Genomic DNA, 17,453 nt, shown 5'->3' on the forward strand with positions numbered 1-17,453 from the left:
CGGCGGTGACCGCCGTCGTCGGACTCACGGGTGTCGAACGGGCCGACGGAGCCGTCCTCGCGGGGCTGGCAGCCGTCGGGATCGCGCCCGCGGCGTCGGAGCGGGCCGGCACCGCCATCCCGGTGGCCACGGGCATCCGCCACGCGTCCGACGCCGACGACGAGGTCAGGCTGGTCGTCCGGGAGGTCGCCACGCTGCTCGAGTCGACGCCGGCCCACCGCATCGCGGTGCTCTACGCCGCCGCCTCGCCGTACGCGCGGCTGCTCCACGAACGCTTCGCGCAGGCCGGGATCCAGGTCAACGGGCGTGGCGTGCGCGGTGTCGAGGAGCGAGCGCTGACGCGCGGTTTCCTCGGGCTGCTGCGGCTGCCCGAGCACCTGTTCGCCCGCGCCGAGGTGATGCGGGTGCTCGCCGAGGCGCCCGCCGTGCTGGACGGCCGCGTCGCGCCCGTCTCGCGCTGGGAGGCGATCTCCCGGGCGGCGGCCGTCGTCGAGGGCGAGGACTGGGACGTCCGGCTGGGGGAGTGGGCCCGGTCCCGGGCCGTGCTGGCCGAGGCCGAGCTGGCCGCGGAGGACCCCCGCCCCGGGGTCGTGGAGCGCCACCAGCGGGACGCCCGGAGCGCCGGCGAGCTGCGGGACGCCGTCCTCGGGCTGCGCGCGCGACTCGCCGACGGCGCTGCGGCGGTGACATGGCCGGCGCTGTCCGCCTGGGCCTCGGCCCTGTTCGCCGACGTCTACCAGCAGGACGACGGCGGACGGCTCCCCGCCGAGGAGTCCTACGCCGCCGCCGCGATCGCCGCGGCGACGGCGCAGCTCGCCTCGCTCGGCCAGGTCGAGCCCACCACGTCCCTCGCCTCGGCCGTGGAGGTGCTGGAGCTGGAGCTGGAGCGCGCCGTCCCGCGCGTGGGGCGCTTCGGCGAGGGCGTCCACGTGAGCCCGCTCGGGGAGACGGCCGCGCTGGAGGCCGACGTCGTGATCGCCGTCGGGCTCGCGGAGGACTCCTACCCCGGCCGCCTGCGGGAGGACGCCCTGCTGGGGGAGGACGCCCGCGACGCCGCCCCGGGACTCGTCCCGCTGCGCACCCGGATCGACGACCGCCACCGTGCGCTGCTGGCGGCGCTGGCCGCCGCGCCGACCGCGCTCGTGACCTTCCCGCGCGGCGACCTGCGGCGCAGCACCCACCGGCTCCCGTCGCGGTTCGTCCTGCCGTCGCTCCGCGACCTCGCCGGCACGGCCGACGGGCCCAGGACGGAGCTCGCCGCCTCGGAGTGGGACGAGGTGCCGGAGGCGGCGAAGGTCGGGTCGCCGTCGTTCGCGTCGTCGCTGCTGCGCACGCCGGCGCCCGCCGACGAGCAGGAGTGGCGGGTGCGGGCAGCGGCGCAGGACGCGCTCGACGATCCGGTGGTGACCTCGGCCCGGACCATGCTCGCGGCACGCGCCGGCGACGTGCTGACGCGCTACGACGGCGACCTGGGAGGCGTCACCGGGCTGCCGGACCACGCCACCGGGCAGCCGGTGGTGGCGCCGACGTCGCTGGAGCAGTACGCCGACTGCCCGCACGCCTGGTTCATGGAGCGCCTGCTGCGGGTCTCGCCGCTCCAGGCGCCGGAGGAGGTCGTCCAGGTCTCACCGCTGGAGGTCGGGAACCTCGTGCACACCTGCCTCGACCGGCTGGTGAGCAGCTCGCCCGCGCTGCCGCAGGACGGCGCCCCGTGGTCGGCCGCCGACCGTGACCTGCTGCGGCGGATCTTCGAGGAGGAGGCCGACGCGGCCGCCGCCCGCGGCGTCACCGGGCACCCCCGGCTGTGGCAGCTCGAGCGGCAGGCGCTGGCGCGCGACCTCGAGCGGATGCTCGAGGACGACGACCGCTGGCGGGCCTCCCGCCGCGCGACCGTGCTGGCCTCGGAGCTGAGCTTCGGCCAGAACGGTGCCCCGCCCGTGCTGGTGCCGGTCGCCGGCGGCGCCGTCGCGATGCGCGGGAGCGCCGACAAGGTGGACCGCGCGGCCGACGGCACGCTCCTGGTGACCGACGTCAAGACCGGGAAGAAGGCGGGCTACACCGCCATCGAGAAGGATCCGGTGGTCGGTGGGACGCGGCTGCAGCTGCCCGTCTACGCCCACGCCGCCCGGGCCGCCTACGGGGGCGAGGTCGCCGAGGCGCTGTGCTGGTTCGTCCGTCGCGACGCCGGCTCCCGCATCGCCGTGACGCTCGACGACGAGCTCGAGCGCCGCTACTCCGAGTCCGTGGGGACGCTCGTCGACCACATCGCGCGGGGCTGGTTCCCGGCCGTCGCCCCGGCGGAGGCCGACGTGATCTTCGTGCGGTGCCCGTACTGCAACCCCGACGGGCTCGGCCACGGCGAGCGCCGCGAACGGTGGGAGCGGCAGCGCAGCGACCCCCGGCTGGCCGACCTGGTCGCCCTCATCGACCCCGAGGCCGTCGATCCGCTGTCGTCGGGTGCCGGCGCGCCCACCCCCCGTACCGAGGAGAACCGATGAGCGCGCTCGGACACGTCGTCGAGCCCGATCCGGACCTGGTGGACGAGGCGGACCGGACCCGCATCACGACCGAGGTTGACAGCTCGCTGTTCGTCGAGGCCGGCGCCGGGTCGGGCAAGACCCGGGCCCTGGTGGAACGGATCCGCACGCTGGTGCTCGTCGAGGGGGTGCCGCTGCGCCGCATCGCCGCGGTCACCTTCACCGAGAAGGCGGGAGCCGAGCTGCGCGACCGGCTGCGCGCCGACCTCGAGGAGGCTCGCCGGGACGCCCGCGATCGTGGCGACGGCGCGGCGGCGCTGCGCGCCGACCACGGCCTCGAGGACCTCGACTCCGCCGCGATCGGCACGCTCCACTCCTTCGCCCAGCGCCTCCTGGGTCGGCACCCGGTCGAGGCGGGACTGCCGCCGCTGGTCGAGGTCAGCGACGAGGTCGGGTCGGGGGTCGCGTTCGACGAGCGCTGGTCGGTGCTGCGCCGCGAGCTGCTCGACGACGAGGACATGTCGCAGCGCCTGCTGCTGGCGATGGCGGCGGGCGTCACCTTCGACCACCTGCGCCAACTCACGCGCGCGTTCAACGCCGACTGGGACCTCGTGGCCGACCGGGTCCTTCAGGCCGAGGTCGGCGACGCCCGGCTGCCCGACCCCGCGTCCCTCGCGGCTCGGGCGACGGCGCTGGCGGCCCGCGCCGCCGAGTGCGCCAACCCCGCGGACAAGTTCGTCGGCAGGCTGGCGGCGCTCGGGGAGTGGGCGGCGCTCGTGTCGGCGGCGGCCGACGACCGCGAGCGGTTCGCCGCCCTCAAGGTCGGTGAGGGTCTCTCCTTCGCGCACGGGGTGACGAAGTCGTGGCCCGACCTCCCGGGTCTGCGGGAGGAGTGCAAGGACCTCGTCGCGGAGGTCGCCGGAGCCGTCGCGGCGTTCACCGACGCCACGCTCCGTCCTCTCGCGCGCTGGATCGCCGAGCGCGTGGTGCGCGACGCCCGGGCGAGAGCCGCCCGCGGGACGCTCGAGTTCCACGACCTGCTCGTGCTCTCCCGCGAGCTCCTGCGCACGGACGAGGATGTGCGGGCCTCCCTGCAGGCCGCCTTCCCGCGACTGCTGCTGGACGAGTTCCAGGACACCGACCCGATCCAGGTCGAGCTCGCCGTCCGGATCGCCGCCGGGGCCGCCGGCGGGGCGCCGGACTGGCGGGACGTCCGGGTCCCGCCCGGCTCGCTGTTCGTGGTCGGCGACCCGAAGCAGTCGATCTACCGGTTCCGGCGCGCCGACATCCGCACGTTCCTCGGCGTCCGATCCTGGATGGGACCGGAGGCCGGGGCGACCCTGTCGACGAACTTCCGCACCACGGCGCCGATCCTGGAGTGGGTGAACGGGGTCTTCGGTGAGCTGATCCAGGCCGTCGACGGGGCGCAGCCCTCCTACGTGCCCCTCGACGCCCACCGGCCCGCGGTCTCCTCGGGCCCGGCGGTCACCGTCCTCGCCCCGGCCCCGCACGAGGACCTCCCGCGCAGCAGCGCCTCGATCCTGCGCGAGCGCGAGGCGGCCGACGTCGCCGGCACGCTCGCGCGCGCCCACGCCGAGGGCTGGGCCGTGCAGGACGAGCGGACGAAGGCCGAGCGAGCGATGCGGTGGGGCGACGTCGCGATCCTCGTGCCCGCCCGCACCTCGCTGCCGTTCCTTGAGGAGGCGCTGGAGCACCGCGGCATCCCGTACCGCGCCGAGTCCAGCTCGCTGGTCTACTCGGCGCCGGAGGTGCGCGACCTGATGGCAGCGGCGCGCGCCGTCGCCGATCCGGGCGACCAGCTCGCGGTGGTCACCGCGCTGCGGTCGCCGCTCTACGGCTGCGGGGACGACGACCTGTGGACGTGGCGCCGCGACGGTGGTTCGTTCCACCTGCTGGCGCCGCGGGAGGACGACGACGGCCTCGATGAGGCGCACCCGGTCGCGGCTGCGCTCGCCCACCTGCGCGAGGTGCACCGCTGGGCGCGGTGGACCACCCCCAGCGAGGTGCTCGGCCGGCTCGTCGCCGACCGACGGATGCTCGAGGTGCCGGCGCACCAGCTGCCCCGGGCCCGCGACGTCTGGCGGCAGCTGCGGTTCGTCGTCGACCAGGCCCGGGCCTGGTCCGAGGTCGAGCACGGGGGTCTGCGCGCCTACCTGACCTGGGCGGCGCGGCAGGCAGACGAGTCCTCGCGCGTGGCCGAGGCCGTGCTGCCCGAGACGGACGTCGACGCCGTGCGCATCATGACCGTGCACGCCGCCAAGGGTCTGGAGTTCCCGGTCGTGGCGCTCTCGGGCCTCACCTCGCGCGGCCAGAGCCCCCGCGGGGTGCGGGTGCTGTGGACCGACGACGGCGGGTGGTCGATCCGCCTCAAGGCCGGCGTGCAGACCGAGGAGTTCACGGCAATGGCGCCGCTGGACGAGCAGATGGACTCCTACGAGCGGCGCCGGCTGCTGTACGTCGCGGCCACCCGCGCTCGCGACCACCTCGTCGTCTCGCTGCACCGGGACGCGGGACGCAGCGACACGAGCGCGCGGCTGCTGGCCGAGCAGGGCGGGGCCTCGGGTCACGGGGCGGTCGCCACTCCCGCGGGGGCCGAGATCGCCGCGCCGCCCGCGCCGCAGCCGCTCCCGCCCGTCCCCGACCTGGCGACGTGGCAGGCGCGCACGGCGGCGGTGCGCGCCGCGAGCCGCGCGGTCGTGGTGCTGAGCCCGTCGGGTCTGGAGGGGACCGAACCCGACGCGCCGTTCACGCCGGTCATCACGGGCGCTGCGGCTGCGGCTGATGCGCGGGACGCGGCTGACGCGGCTGAGTCCGACACGGTCGAGCCAGGGGGAGCGGCCAAGGGCGCACGGGACCTGCAGCTCCCGCCCTGGTCGAAGGGGCGCTACGGCACCGCGATCGGGCGGGCCGTGCACGGCGTGCTCCAGTCGGTCGACCTCGCCTCCGGTGCGGGACTGGACGCGGCGCTGGCCGCCCAGGTGCACGCCGAGGCGGTCACGGAGCACGCCGACGTCGTCGAGGCCCTCGTGCGGTCCGCGCTCGCCAGCGACCTCGTGCGGCGAGCGGCCGAGCGGGAGCACTGGGCGGAGACGTTCGTCGCCACGGTCGAGGACGGCCGCGTCCTCGAGGGGTTCGTCGACCTCACGGTGCGGGACGCGGACGGCGGGGTGACGATCGTCGACTACAAGACCGATGCTGTCCCTGCCGGGGCGCTCGGGGCGCGCACGCAGTACTACGCGCCCCAGCTCCGCGCCTACGCGAGGGCGCTGCGGGACGCCGGGGCCGACGTGCGTCGCGCCGTGCTGCTGTTCCTCCACCCGGAGGGCGCGGTGGAGCGCGACGTCGACCTCACGGCCTGACCAGGGACGCCGTCACAGCGAGAACGCCCGGCGCGGCTCGGGAGTCATCCTCGAGCCGCGCCGGGCGTTCTCGGCGGGAGTGGTGGGGGTCGGAAGCGAGTCGACGTCAGTGCTCGTCGGAGCGCTTCAGCACCTCGGACAGGCGGTTGGCGGCGCTCATCACGGCGGCGGCGTGCAGCCGGCCGGGCTGACGCGTCATCCGCTCGATCGGGCCGGAGATCGACACGGCGGCCACGACGCGGCCCGACGGCCCGCGCACGGGGGCGGAGACGGAGGCGACCCCGGCCTCGCGCTCGCCGACGGACTGGGCCCAGCCGCGGCGTCGGACGCCCGACAGGATCGTGGCGGTGAAGGAGGCGCCGTGCAGGCCGCGGTGCAGGCGGTCGGGCTCCTCCCACGCGAGCAGGGTCTGGGCGGCCGAGCCGGCCTGCATCGAGAGCTGGACGCCGACCGGGATGGAGTCGCGCAGGCCCATGGGGCGCTCGGCGGCCGCCACGCAGATGCGGGAGTCGCCCTGGCGACGGAAGAGCTGGGCGCTCTCGCCCGTGTGGTCGCGCAGCGCCGTCAGCACCGGGCCGGCTGCGGCGAGCAGCCGGTCCTCGCCGGCGGCGGCGGCGAGCTCGGCCAGCCGCGGGCCGAGCACGAAGCGACCCTGGAGGTCGCGGGTGACGAGACGGTGGTGCTCGAGGGCGACGGCGAGCCGGTGCGCGGTGGGGCGCGCCAGGTGCGTCGCGGCGACCAGCTGCGCGAGGGTCGAGGGGCCGGCCTCGAGCGCTCCGAGCACGATCGCGGCCTTGTCGAGAACTCCCACTCCACTTGTGTCCATGCCTCGATATTGCCGTCTCGTTGACTGAGACGCAAGTCCAGGCGGGGGCGAGTTCGGAGCACAATCACCTCCTGACGTGTTCCGGCGGCCCGTCGCACGATCTGCGACCGGGCCAGACGTGGTTGAAGGTGAGCAACATGGGCAAGACCCTGGCTGAGAAGGTGTGGGAGGCGCACATCGTGCGCAAGGGCGAGAACGGGGCGCCCGATCTCCTGTACATCGACCTCCACCTGTGCCACGAGGTGACCAGCCCGCAGGCCTTCGAGGGCCTGCGGCTCGCCGGTCGTCCCGTGCGCCGTCCCGACCTCACGATGGCGACCGAGGACCACAACACCCCGACGCTCGACATCGACCTGCCGATTGCGGACCTCACGAGCCGCACGCAGATCCAGACGCTGCGCAACAACGCCGCCGAGTTCGGCGTCCGCATCCACTCGCTCGGCGACGCCGACCAGGGGATCGTGCACCAGGTCGGCCCGCAGCTCGGACTGACGATGCCCGGCATGACGGTCGTCTGCGGCGACAGCCACACCTCCACCCACGGGGCGTTCGGCGGCCTGGCCTTCGGGATCGGCACGAGCGAGGTCGAGCACGTGCTCGCCACGCAGACGCTCCCGCTGCAGCCGTTCAAGACGATGGCGATCAACGTCGTCGGCGACCTGCCCCCCGGCTCCACCAGCAAGGACATCATCCTGGCGATCATCGCCAAGATCGGGACCGGCGGCGGCGCCGGCTACGTGCTGGAGTACCGCGGTCCGGCCATCGAGAAGCTCTCGATGGAGGCCCGCATGACGATCTGCAACATGTCGATCGAGGCCGGCGCCCGCGCGGGCATGATCGCGCCCGACCAGACCACGTTCGACTACGTCGAGGGCCGCCCGCACGCGCCGCAGGGCGAGGACTGGGACGCCGCCGTCGACTACTGGAAGACGCTGCGCACCGACGAGGACGCGACGTTCGACGTCGAGGTCGAGCTCCTCGCGAGCGACCTCGAGCCGTTCATCACCTGGGGCACCAACCCGGGTCAGGGGCTGCCGATCAGCGCCACGATCCCCGTCCCCGAGAACATCTCGGACGAGAACGAGCGCGTCGCCGCCGAGCGCGCGATCGAGTACATGGGCCTCACGCCCGGCCAGCCGCTGCGCGAGATCAAGATCGACACGGTCTTCATGGGCTCGTGCACCAACGGCCGCATCGAGGACCTGCGCTCCATCGCCAAGGTCATCCAGGGCCGTCGCAAGCACGACGACCTGCGCGTGCTCGTCGTCCCGGCGTCCGCCCGCGTGCGGCTGCAGGCCGAGGCGGAGGGGCTCGACCAGATCTTCCTCGACTTCGGGGCCGAGTGGCGCAACGCCGGGTGCTCGATGTGCCTCGGCATGAACCCCGACCAGCTCGCGCCGGGGGAGCGGTCCGCCTCGACGTCGAACCGCAACTTCGAGGGACGCCAGGGCAAGGGCGGTCGCACGCACCTCGTCTCGCCCCTCGTCGCGGCGGCCACCGCGATCCGCGGCACGCTCTCCTCGCTCAGCGACCTCGACCTGCCCGCCGGCACCGACCTGACGACCTTCGACGGCACGCCCCTGGCGCCCCTGGACCCCGCGGTCCTGGTCCAGGTCTGAGCGCGACGACGAGGAAGGACATCCCCATGGACAAGATCACCACCCACACCGGCATCGGCGTCCCGCTGCGCCGCGGCAACGTGGACACCGACCAGATCATCCCCGCCGTCTACCTCAAGCGAGTCACGCGCACGGGGTTCGAGGACGCGCTCTTCGCAGCCTGGCGCGGCGACCCCTCCTTCATCCTCAACCAGGACGCCTACAAGGCCGGTACCGTGCTCGTCGCCGGACCCGACTTCGGCACCGGCTCCTCCCGCGAGCACGCCGTCTGGGCGCTGAAGGACTACGGCTTCCGGGTCGTGCTCGCCTCGCGCTTCGCGGACATCTTCCGCGGCAACTCGGGCAAGCAGGGTCTCGTGGCCGGTCTGGTCGAGCAGGAGGACATCGAGCTGCTCTGGAAGCTCCTCGAGGCCACGCCCGGCCTGGAGGTCACGGTCGACCTGGTCAACAAGACCGTCACGGCCGGCGAGGCCACCGTGCCGTTCCAGATCGACGAGTACACGCGCTGGCGCCTGATGGAGGGCCTGGACGACATCGGCCTCACCCTCCAGCACGAGGCGGACATCACGGCGTTCGAGGCGACGCGCGAGAGCTGGCGTCCGAAGACGCTGCCGGCACGCACCCTGCCCAAGATCGACATCGAGGCGGCGCGCAGCTCTTCCTGAGCGGCGCTCCCGGGACGACGGGCACCCCCGTCATAGGGTGAGGAGACCGCTCTCGGGCGGCTCCGATCCCTATCCACGCCTCCTCGGACGGTTCCTCCATGACGGTGACGCTCGGCCGCGGGCCCGCTCGCGCGACCGCGTCAGCCCAAGCGTCCGCCCGGCCCCCCGCGCCTCGCGTCGAGGCCCCCTCGTCCCGACCGCTGCCCCACCTGCGGGGCCTGGACGGCGTGCGGGCCCTCGCCGTCGCGGCCGTCGTGGCCTACCACGCGGGGGCCACCTGGCTGCCGGGCGGCTTCCTCGGCGTCGACGTCTTCTTCGTCCTCTCGGGCTTCCTCATCACGGCGCTGCTGGCCCACGAGGTGCGCGAGACGGGCGGCTTCCGGATCGGCACGTTCTACCGCCGTCGGATCGCGCGGCTCGTCCCGGCGCTGTGGACGATGATCGCGGCGGTCGCGCTGGCCGGCCTGGTCTGGCGCGAGCAGCTCGATGCCCTCCGCGGCTCGATCGTCGCCGGCCTGACCTCCACCTCCAACTGGTGGATGATCGCCGCGGACGAGTCCTACTTCTCCTCGGGCGGCCGGCCGCCGCTGCTGCGGCACCTGTGGTCGCTCGCGCTCGAGGCCCAGTTCTACCTGCTCGCCCCGCTGCTGGCGTGGGTGCTGCTGCGCCGGGGGCGACGGTACCTGGGCAGGATCGCCCTCGGTCTCGCGATCGCCTCGGCGGCCCTGATGGCGGTGTGGGCCGTCCGGGGCGAGATGCCGATCCCGTTCGATCCCTCCCGGCTGTACTTCGGCACCGACACGCACCTCGCGGGCCTGATGATCGGCGTCGTCCTGGCGTGCGTGTGGCAGCCCTGGCGGACGTGGCCGGGGACCGCCGCGTGGTTGCGCGGGAGCGACGCCACCCCGCGCTGGCGCTCGGGCCTGGTGGCCGACCTCGCCGGGGTGGTCGGCCTGATGCTCGCGGTCGTGGTGATGGCGACGCAGGGTGAGCTGTCACCGTCGCTCTACCGCGGCGGGTTCCTGTCCTTCAGCGTGATGGCCGCGCTGCTCGTCGCCGCAGCGGCCCACCCGGGCAGCCTGCTGGGACGCGGGCTCGCGCTGCCGCCGCTCGCGTGGCTCGGCACGCGCTCCTACGGCATCTACCTGTGGCACTGGCCGGTCTTCGCCTTCACCCGACCGGGCCTCGACGTGCCAGGTCCGGACTGGCTGGTGCAGACGCTCCGCATCGCGCTGGTGCTCGGGATCGCGGAGCTGTCCTTCCGGTACGTCGAGACGCCCGCCCGGCGGGGCGGCCTGCAGCGTTGGTTCGCCGGGCTCCGCGAGCCCGGGCGTCCCGGCCGCCTGCTCGTGGCGTCCGGCGCGGCGACGGCGGTGCTCGCGCTCGGTGCGGCCGTCGCGCTCGTGCCGGGCACCTCGTCCGACGCCGAGCTCGGCGCCCGGTCGGTCGCCGAGGAGGCCGCGACGCCGGCGTCGGCGCGCGCCACGGATCCCGTCCCCGACGACCCGACCCCCGAGGCGCCGGCGCCGCTGGCGCCGGCGGCGGCCCCGGTGCCACCGCCCGCCCCGGCAGCCGCCACCACCCCAGCCCCGGCTCCGACCCCCGCCGAGGAGCTCGGCACCGTGTCGGCCGTCGGGGACTCCGTGCTGGCGATGGCCGCGCCCGACCTCGGGGCGCTCGGCGTCGGCGTCGACGCGGTGAAGTCGCGGCAGTTCCGGGAGATGGCCGATCTCGTGCTGACGGCGCGCGACTCCGGCACCCTCGGGCACACCGTCGTCGTGCACGGCGGCACCAACGGCCCGATCGCCGAGGCCGACCTCCGGCGACTGCTGGACGGCACCGCGGACCGGCGGGTCTTCCTGGTGACGATCAAGGCACCCGTGGCCTGGGAGGGTATGAACAACGAGCTCCTGGCGCGGGTGGTGCCCGAGTACCCGCACGCGGGTCTGATCGACTGGGCCGGCGCCGCGACGGCGCACCCCGACTGGCTCTACAGCGACACGATCCACCCGCGCGAGGGCGAGGGGAGCGCGGCGATGGCGAACCTGGTCTGGACGACGATCCAGCCGGGGTGGACCGGCTGACGGCGGGCGGCCGACGGCGGGGAGCAGCCCCGTGCTACGGCACGGTCTCCACGAGCGGCCCCGCGGCCTCGGCCGCGGCGACGGCGCCGCGCAGGTAGCGCACCACGACCTCGCGCTCGTCCGGCGAGAGGGAGGCGTCCAGCTGCGCGAGGGCGCGGAACATGCCCCCCATGTGCTGCAGGACCTCGCTCCGGGCGGAGTCGGTGATGACGACCTCGGTCCGGCGCCGGTCGCGCGAGTGGGGGCGACGCTCCACGTGCCCCTTCGCCTCCAGCCGGTCGACGATCCCGGTGGACGCCGCCGTCGAGACGTCGAGCAGCCGCGCGATCTCCGCGGGGCCGATGGGCTGACGGGCGAGGTGCTCCAGGGCGTGCACCTCGGTGTCCGAGAGCCCGGTCGAGGTGGACACGTGCTGGCGCACGTCCGCCTCCAGGCTCATCACACGACGGAGCAGCACCAGCGACTCGGTCTGCTTCCAGGCGCCACGCACGGAGAGGTCGACGTCGGTCAAGTCATTCACCTACTTAGTCACTAAGCAACGCGCCCAGCCTAGCGCTCGCGTTCCGCACCCGTGGGGCGACACGGACCGTGACGTGGCCCCCTCGGCCTGCCTACGGTCGAGGGAGGGGAGCCACCTCCGACCGGAAGGACCACCGTGCGCACGCAGTACACGTTCGTCGACCCCACCACCCTCTACGCCGACATCAGCACGCGACCGGACGACCAGACGGAGCCCGGGCTGGACGCCGAGCTCCGGGACCGCGCCGACCTGGGTGAGGAGACCTACGTCGGCACCGGCCGGCTCAAGGGTCGCAAGGCGCTCGTGACCGGGGGCGACTCGGGCATCGGCGCCGCGACCGTGATCGCGTTCGCCCGCGAGGGTGCCGACGTCGCCCTGGCCTACCTCCCGCCGGAGCAGGTGGACGCCGAGCGGGTCGCCGCGATCGCACGCGAGGCCGGGGTCGTCGTCGCGCTGCTGCCCGGGGACCTGAGCGTGCACGCCGAGGCGGTGGCGCTGGTCGACGACGCGGTGGCGCAGCTCGGAGGGCTCGACATCCTCGTCAACAACGCCGGCAAGCAGATCTACAACGAGGACCTGACGACGCTCCCGGACGAGCAGTTCGACGACACGTTCAAGGTCAACGTCTACGCGATGTTCTGGATCACCAAGGCCGCGCTCGGCCACCTGCCGCCGGGCTCGACGATCATCAACACCACGTCGGTCCAGGCGTACTCGCCGTCGGACATCCTCGTCGACTACGCCTCCACGAAGGCGACCATCAACGCCTTCACGAAGGCGCTCGCGCAGCAGGTGGGGCCGAAGGGCATCCGCGTCAACGCCGTCGCCCCCGGTCCGGTCTGGACGCCGCTCCAGGTCACGGACGGCCAGCCCTCCGACGCGATCGGGGAGTTCGGGCAGAGCACGCCCCTCGGGCGCGCGGGCCAGCCCGCGGAGCTCGCTCCGGCCTACGTCTTCCTGGCGTCGGCGGAGTCGAGCTACGTCTCGGGCGAGACCCTCAACGTCAACGGGGGCATGCCGACCCCCTGACGCCTCACCCACCTCCGCACGGCGCGCCGCCCCCACCAGCTTCCGGTGGGGGCGGCGTCGTCGTATAGTTCACTTGCTTAGCAACTAACCAGGTGATCTACCGAGGTCACGTTCCAGGAGGACGAGCTCAGATGTCGACACGCCGCATGCCCAGGCCCGTGATCTGGGTGTTCGCCATCCTCCCGCTGATCCTCGGTGTGCTGATGATTGCGGTGGTCGGAGGCGGCGAGCGGCCCCGGCTCGCGACCGACCAGCTGCCCGCCGGCTACGACTCGACGCTGGCGACCGAGCTCGCCGCCGAGCTCCCCGACGACGCCGGCTCGACCGCCGTCGTCGTCTTCAGCGCGGTCGGCACCGACGCCCTGGCACCCGAGGCGCTGGGGGAGATCGGCACGCTCCTGACCGACATCTCCGGCGCCGAGCCCGTGCTCGTCCCCTCCGAGGACGGCACCGCGGCGCTGGGGATCCTGGCGCTCGAGGCGACAAGCGCGAGCGAGGTGGCCGACGCCGTCGTCGACCTGCGCGAGCAGCTCGACCAGGGGGTGCCCGACGGCGTGACGGCGCAGGTCACCGGTCCCGCCGGGATCGAGGCCGACCTCGCCTCCGTGTTCGACGGCGCGAACTTCCGACTGCTCGCGGCCACGGCCCTCGTCGTCGCCGTGCTCCTGATCGTCACCTACCGCAGCCCCGTGCTGTGGATCATCCCGCTCACCGTGGTGGGCATCGCCGACCAGACGGCCGCCGCGCTGGCGACCCGGGTGCTCGCCGCCGTCGACATCGCCTGGAACGAGTCGACCACCGGCATCCTCAGCGTGCTGGTGTTCGGCGCCGGCACGAACTACGCGCTGCTGCTCATCTCGCGCTACCGCGACGAGCTGCGCACCACGGACGACCGGTTCGCCGCGATGGGGCACGCGCTGAAGCGCACGCTCGAGCCCGTCCTGTGCTCGGCCGGCACCGTCGTGGTCGGCCTGCTCACCCTGCTGCTCTCGCTCGTCCCGACCACGCGCGGCCTCGGGCTCGCGTGCGCGGTCGGGATCGTCGTCGCCGCGTTCTTCGTGCTCGTGTGCCTGCCCGCGTGCCTCGTGCTGTTCGGGCGCTGGGTGTTCTGGCCCAAGGTGCCCCGCGTCGGGGACGCGCTCGCGAGCGAGACCCGCTCCGTGTGGCGCCGGATCGGCGACGGCGTCGCCCGCCGCCCGATCGTCGTGGGCTCCGGCGTCGTCGTCGTGCTGGCGCTGCTCGCCGTCGGCAACACCCAGCTCCGCCTCGGCCTCGACACGGCCGACCAGTTCCTGGTCAAGCCGGAGGCGATCGCCGCCGCGGAGCGCATCTCGGAGTCGTTCCCGGCCGGGACGTCCAACCCCACCCTCGTGGCCACGCGGGCGGACGCCGCCCAGGTGCAGCAGGCGATCGAGGGCGTCGACGGCGTCGCGTCCGTCGCCCCGGCCGGCACGGGGGAGGGCGTCACGCAGCTCCAGGTGGTGCTCGACGCGGCCGAGGGGAGCGACGACGCCGACGCCGCCGTCCTCGCGCTGCGGGACGCGCTGGGCGAGTTCGACGAGACGTACGTCGGCGGCCCCGAGGCCCAGCGCCTCGACGCGACCGACGCCGCCGCCCGCGACCGCGGCCTGATCATCCCGCTCATCCTCGGCCTGGTGCTCGTGGCGCTGGGGGCCCTGCTGCGGTCGGTGGTGGCGCCGATCCTGCTGGTGCTCACGGTGGTCGGCACGTACTTCGCCTCGCTCGGCGCCTCGTGGTGGATCTTCACCGGCGTGCTCGGGTTCAACGCGCTCGACGAGGGGGTGCCGCTGCTCGCGTTCCTCTTCCTGGTCGCGCTCGGCGTCGACTACAACATCTTCCTCGTCACGCGGGCCCGCGAGGAGAGCCTGGAGCACGGTCCCCGCGAGGGGATGCTCCGGGCGCTCGGGGCCACGGGCGGCGTCATCACGAGCGCCGGGATCCTGCTGGCGGCCGTCTTCGCCGTCCTCGGGGTGCTGCCGCTCGTCGTGCTCGCCCAGCTCGGCGTCATCGTGTGCCTCGGGGTGCTGCTGGACACGCTCGTCGTGCGGACGATGCTGGTCCCGTCGCTCGCCCTCGTCCTGGGCGACAAGTTCTGGTGGCCGCGGCGTCTCGGATCCGGACGGCACGCGTCCGCCATCTGAGACGAATCGGGGTCGCGAGACCCCGTGCCGCCAACGCTCCTACGGTCGGGTCACCCACGCACCACAGCCCGAACCGAGGAGCACGAGATGTCACGCACCACCCCTGTCCGCAGATCGGTCGCGCTCGCCGCCGTGGCCGCCGCCACAGCGATGCTCGCCGCCTGCGGGACGGCCGGCGGTTCGAGCTCCGGCGGCGACGACGCGACCAGCGGCGAGGGCGGCTCCGCCGCCGCCGGCGAGCCGCAGACCGGCGGCGAGCTGCTGTACCTGGAGTACCAGCCGTACACGACGCTGTACCCGCCGCAGTCGGGCTTCTACCCCAACGGCGCCCTCATCGCGAACATCACCGACCGCCTCGTCTACCAGGACCCCGAGACCCTCGAGTTCTCGCCCTGGATCGCCACGGACTGGGAGATCAACGCCGATGCCACGGAGTACACCTTCAACCTCCGCAGCGGCGTGACGTTCTCCGACGGCACCCCGCTGGACGCCGAGGTCGTCGCGAAGAACTTCGACACCTACGGACTCGGTGACCCGGAGGCGGGCTTCCCGATCTCCGAGCAGATCAACAACTACGTCAGCAGCGAGGTCGTCGACGACGACACCGTGATCTTCCGGTTCTCGGCCCCGGCACCCGGCTTCCTGCAGGCGACCACCGCGAACGGCGCCGGCCTGCTGTCCTCGGCCACGCTCGACGGCGACCTGGACTCCTACGCCCCGGGCAACGCGACGAACGTGGTCGGCTCCGGCCCCTTCGTCATCACGGAGGAGACCGTCGGCACCGAGATCCTGCTCGAGGCCCGCGAGGACTACGACTGGGCCCCCGAGGACTCCGAGCACCAGGGTCGCGCGTACCTCGACGGCGTCCGGTTCTCCGTGACGCCGGAGGACAGCGTCCGCATCGGTGCCCTCACCTCGGGCCAGACGGACGTCATCCGCTACGTCCAGGCGTACGACGAGGACCAGGTCGCCGACGCGGGGCTGCAGCTCTTCGCCCCGCAGACGCAGGGCGTGAACAACAGCCTGTCGCTCCGCTTCACCAACGGGATCCTCGCGGACATCAACGTCCGCAAGGCGATCGTGGCCGGTGTGAACGCGCAGGAGGTCGTCGACACGGTCTTCACCGAGAACTACCCGGTCGCCACCGGCGTGCTGTCCCACACCGCGCTCGGCTACGTCGACCACGAGGCCGAGCTGGCCTACGACCCCGACGAGGCGAACCGCCTGCTCGACGAGGCCGGCTGGACCCTCGGCTCGGACGGCATCCGTGAGAAGGACGGTCAGAAGCTGACGCTCGTGGCCAGCGAGGCCAAGCCCCAGCCGCTCTCGCGCGACACCCTGACGCTCGTCTCCCAGCAGCTCAAGACGATCGGCGTCGACCTGCAGATCCTCGCCGCCGACTCCGGCACCTACGCCGAGGCGATCAAGGACCCCGAGCAGGTGCAGCTGTACCACTCGATGGTCGGACGCACGGACCTCGACGTCATCAAGAGCCAGTACCACTCGGCCAACCGCAACGCGAACCTGTCGAACGACGCCGAGCTCGACCGCCTCCTGGAGCTCGTCTCCTCGACGGCCGAGCCCGAGGCTCGCCTGGCGGCCACGGCTGCCGCCCAGCAGTACCTGGTCGACCAGGCCTACGTGATTCCGCTGTTCGAGGAGCCCCAGGTCTACGGCGCGCAGCCGTACGTCCAGGGCTTCGGCTGGGACACCATCGCCCGTCCGGTCTTCTACAGCACCTGGCTCGAGCAGTGAGATACGCCCTCGGCCGCGTCGCCTCCGCCGCGGGGGTGCTGCTGGCGGCCTTCACCGTCGCGTTCCTCCTGCTGCAGGCGCTCCCCGGCGATGCCGTGATGATCCGCTTCGAGAACCCCGAGCTGGGGCTCTCGCCGGAGCAGATCGCGGGCATCCGGGAGAGCTACGGCGCGGACGTGGGCCTCCTCACGCAGTTCTGGCACTCCCTGTCCGGTGCCCTCGGAGGCGACCTCGGCTACTCGGTCGCCTCCGGGGCCCCGGTGCGGGTCCTGGTGGGATCGGCGATCCCGTCGACGCTGCTGCTGGCGGGGCTCGGGTTCGTCGTCGCGGCGATCCTCGCGGGTCTGCTCGCCTTCGGCGCCATCCTCAGCCCGTCCGGGTGGCTGGCCTCGTTCCTGCGGTCGCTGCCCTCGCTGTTCGTCTCGGTGCCGGTCTTCTGGCTCGGCATCGTGCTCATCCAGATCTTCAGCTTCCGGCTCGGCCTGATCTCCGTGATCCGACCGGGACCGCTGGAGGCGCTGATCCTTCCCGTGCTCACGCTCGCGGTGCCGATCAGCGCCCCGATGGCGCAGGTGCTCGTCCGGGCGATCGACGACGTCCAGGCGCAGCCGTTCATCACGGTCGTCCGCTCCAAGGGGGCGGGCGAGGCGTGGATCCTCGTCAAGAACGTGCTGCGGAACGCCGCGCTGCCCGCCCTGACGATCGCCGGCGTCCTGCTGGGCGAGCTCATCGGCGGCGCCGTCGTGACCGAGACCGTGTTCGCGCGGTTCGGCATCGGCCGCCTGACGGCCGACGCCCTGGACACCCAGGACATCCCCGTGCTGCAGGCGATCGTCGTGGTCGCGGCGCTGGCCTTCGTCGTCGTCAACCTCCTGGTGGACCTCGTCGCCCCGCTCATCGACCCGCGCCTCAAGCGCCGGGTCCAGGCCTGAGGAG

General features: G+C 73.7%; 11 protein-coding genes. 9 read left to right on the forward strand and 2 right to left on the reverse strand.

Features of this window, described 5'->3' with window-relative positions:
- Window positions 1-5: 5 nt before the first annotated feature.
- Entirely contained in the window at window positions 6-2,498 is a 2,493-nt protein-coding gene (locus C8046_RS00270) for a PD-(D/E)XK nuclease family protein (RefSeq protein WP_109227769.1), read from the forward strand.
- Window positions 2,495-5,857 (forward strand): UvrD-helicase domain-containing protein, encoded by a 3,363-nt coding sequence (locus C8046_RS00275; protein WP_109227770.1) that lies wholly within the window; start codon window positions 2,495-2,497, stop codon window positions 5,855-5,857. The genes C8046_RS00270 and C8046_RS00275 overlap by 4 nt, the downstream gene beginning before the upstream one ends.
- 106 nt (window positions 5,858-5,963) lie before the next feature.
- On the opposite strand, the gene C8046_RS00280 is transcribed toward C8046_RS00275, so the two are convergent.
- On the reverse strand, window positions 5,964-6,683 hold the full coding sequence (locus C8046_RS00280) for an IclR family transcriptional regulator (protein WP_109227771.1): 720 nt from the start codon (window positions 6,681-6,683) through the stop codon (window positions 5,964-5,966).
- Window positions 6,684-6,820: 137 nt separating this feature from the next.
- Here C8046_RS00280 and leuC point away from each other — a divergent pair, with 137 nt between their 5' ends.
- From leuC to C8046_RS00295, 3 genes are all read left to right on the forward strand, one after another.
- A complete protein-coding gene (gene leuC / locus C8046_RS00285; protein WP_109227772.1) occupies window positions 6,821-8,302 on the forward strand; it encodes a 3-isopropylmalate dehydratase large subunit in 1,482 nt (493 codons plus the stop codon).
- Window positions 8,303-8,328: 26 nt separating this feature from the next.
- Window positions 8,329-8,967, forward strand: coding sequence for a 3-isopropylmalate dehydratase small subunit (gene leuD / locus C8046_RS00290; protein WP_109227773.1), 639 nt, complete (start codon window positions 8,329-8,331; stop codon window positions 8,965-8,967).
- 98 nt (window positions 8,968-9,065) lie between these two features.
- Window positions 9,066-11,051: an acyltransferase family protein gene (locus C8046_RS00295; RefSeq protein ID WP_109227774.1), complete on the forward strand. Its 1,986-nt coding sequence runs from the start codon at window positions 9,066-9,068 to the stop codon at window positions 11,049-11,051.
- A gap of 34 nt (window positions 11,052-11,085) precedes the next feature.
- Here the strand turns inward: C8046_RS00295 and C8046_RS00300 are convergent, their stop codons facing one another.
- Window positions 11,086-11,562: a MarR family winged helix-turn-helix transcriptional regulator gene (locus C8046_RS00300; RefSeq protein ID WP_235866003.1), complete on the reverse strand. Its 477-nt coding sequence runs from the start codon at window positions 11,560-11,562 to the stop codon at window positions 11,086-11,088.
- A 144-nt stretch (window positions 11,563-11,706) separates the two neighbouring features.
- Here C8046_RS00300 and C8046_RS00305 point away from each other — a divergent pair, with 144 nt between their 5' ends.
- The 4 genes from C8046_RS00305 (at window position 11,707) to C8046_RS00320 (ending at window position 17,449) form a co-directional block, all read left to right on the forward strand.
- Window positions 11,707-12,600: an SDR family oxidoreductase gene (locus tag C8046_RS00305; RefSeq protein ID WP_109227775.1), complete on the forward strand. Its 894-nt coding sequence runs from the start codon at window positions 11,707-11,709 to the stop codon at window positions 12,598-12,600.
- Between the two features lie 146 nt (window positions 12,601-12,746).
- On the forward strand, window positions 12,747-14,762 hold the full coding sequence (locus C8046_RS00310; protein WP_235866004.1) for an MMPL family transporter: 2,016 nt from the start codon (window positions 12,747-12,749) through the stop codon (window positions 14,760-14,762).
- An 87-nt stretch (window positions 14,763-14,849) separates the two neighbouring features.
- Window positions 14,850-16,517 (forward strand): TIGR04028 family ABC transporter substrate-binding protein, encoded by a 1,668-nt coding sequence (locus C8046_RS00315; protein WP_109227777.1) that lies wholly within the window; start codon window positions 14,850-14,852, stop codon window positions 16,515-16,517.
- Window positions 16,514-17,449: an ABC transporter permease gene (locus tag C8046_RS00320; RefSeq protein ID WP_109227778.1), complete on the forward strand. Its 936-nt coding sequence runs from the start codon at window positions 16,514-16,516 to the stop codon at window positions 17,447-17,449. The genes C8046_RS00315 and C8046_RS00320 overlap by 4 nt, the downstream gene beginning before the upstream one ends.
- The last annotated feature ends 4 nt before the right edge of the window (window positions 17,450-17,453 follow it).

Origin of the sequence: Serinibacter arcticus (assembly GCF_003121705.1) — a bacterium.
Lineage (GTDB): Bacteria > Actinomycetota > Actinomycetes > Actinomycetales > Beutenbergiaceae > Litorihabitans.

What these genes read in the sequence shown, in the direction of transcription:
- leuC (WP_109227772.1), top strand. Translation starts at nt 6,821, where the DNA reads ATGGGCAAGACCCTGGCTGAGAAGGTGTGGGAGGCGCACATCGTGCGC.
- C8046_RS00295 (WP_109227774.1), top strand. Translation starts at nt 9,066, where the DNA reads ATGACGGTGACGCTCGGCCGCGGGCCCGCTCGCGCGACCGCGTCAGCC.
- leuD (WP_109227773.1), top strand. Translation starts at nt 8,329, where the DNA reads ATGGACAAGATCACCACCCACACCGGCATCGGCGTCCCGCTGCGCCGC.
- C8046_RS00275 (WP_109227770.1), top strand. Translation starts at nt 2,495, where the DNA reads ATGAGCGCGCTCGGACACGTCGTCGAGCCCGATCCGGACCTGGTGGAC.
- C8046_RS00280 (WP_109227771.1), bottom strand. Translation starts at nt 6,683, where the DNA reads ATGGACACAAGTGGAGTGGGAGTTCTCGACAAGGCCGCGATCGTGCTC.
- C8046_RS00315 (WP_109227777.1), top strand. Translation starts at nt 14,850, where the DNA reads ATGTCACGCACCACCCCTGTCCGCAGATCGGTCGCGCTCGCCGCCGTG.
- C8046_RS00310 (WP_235866004.1), top strand. Translation starts at nt 12,747, where the DNA reads ATGCCCAGGCCCGTGATCTGGGTGTTCGCCATCCTCCCGCTGATCCTC.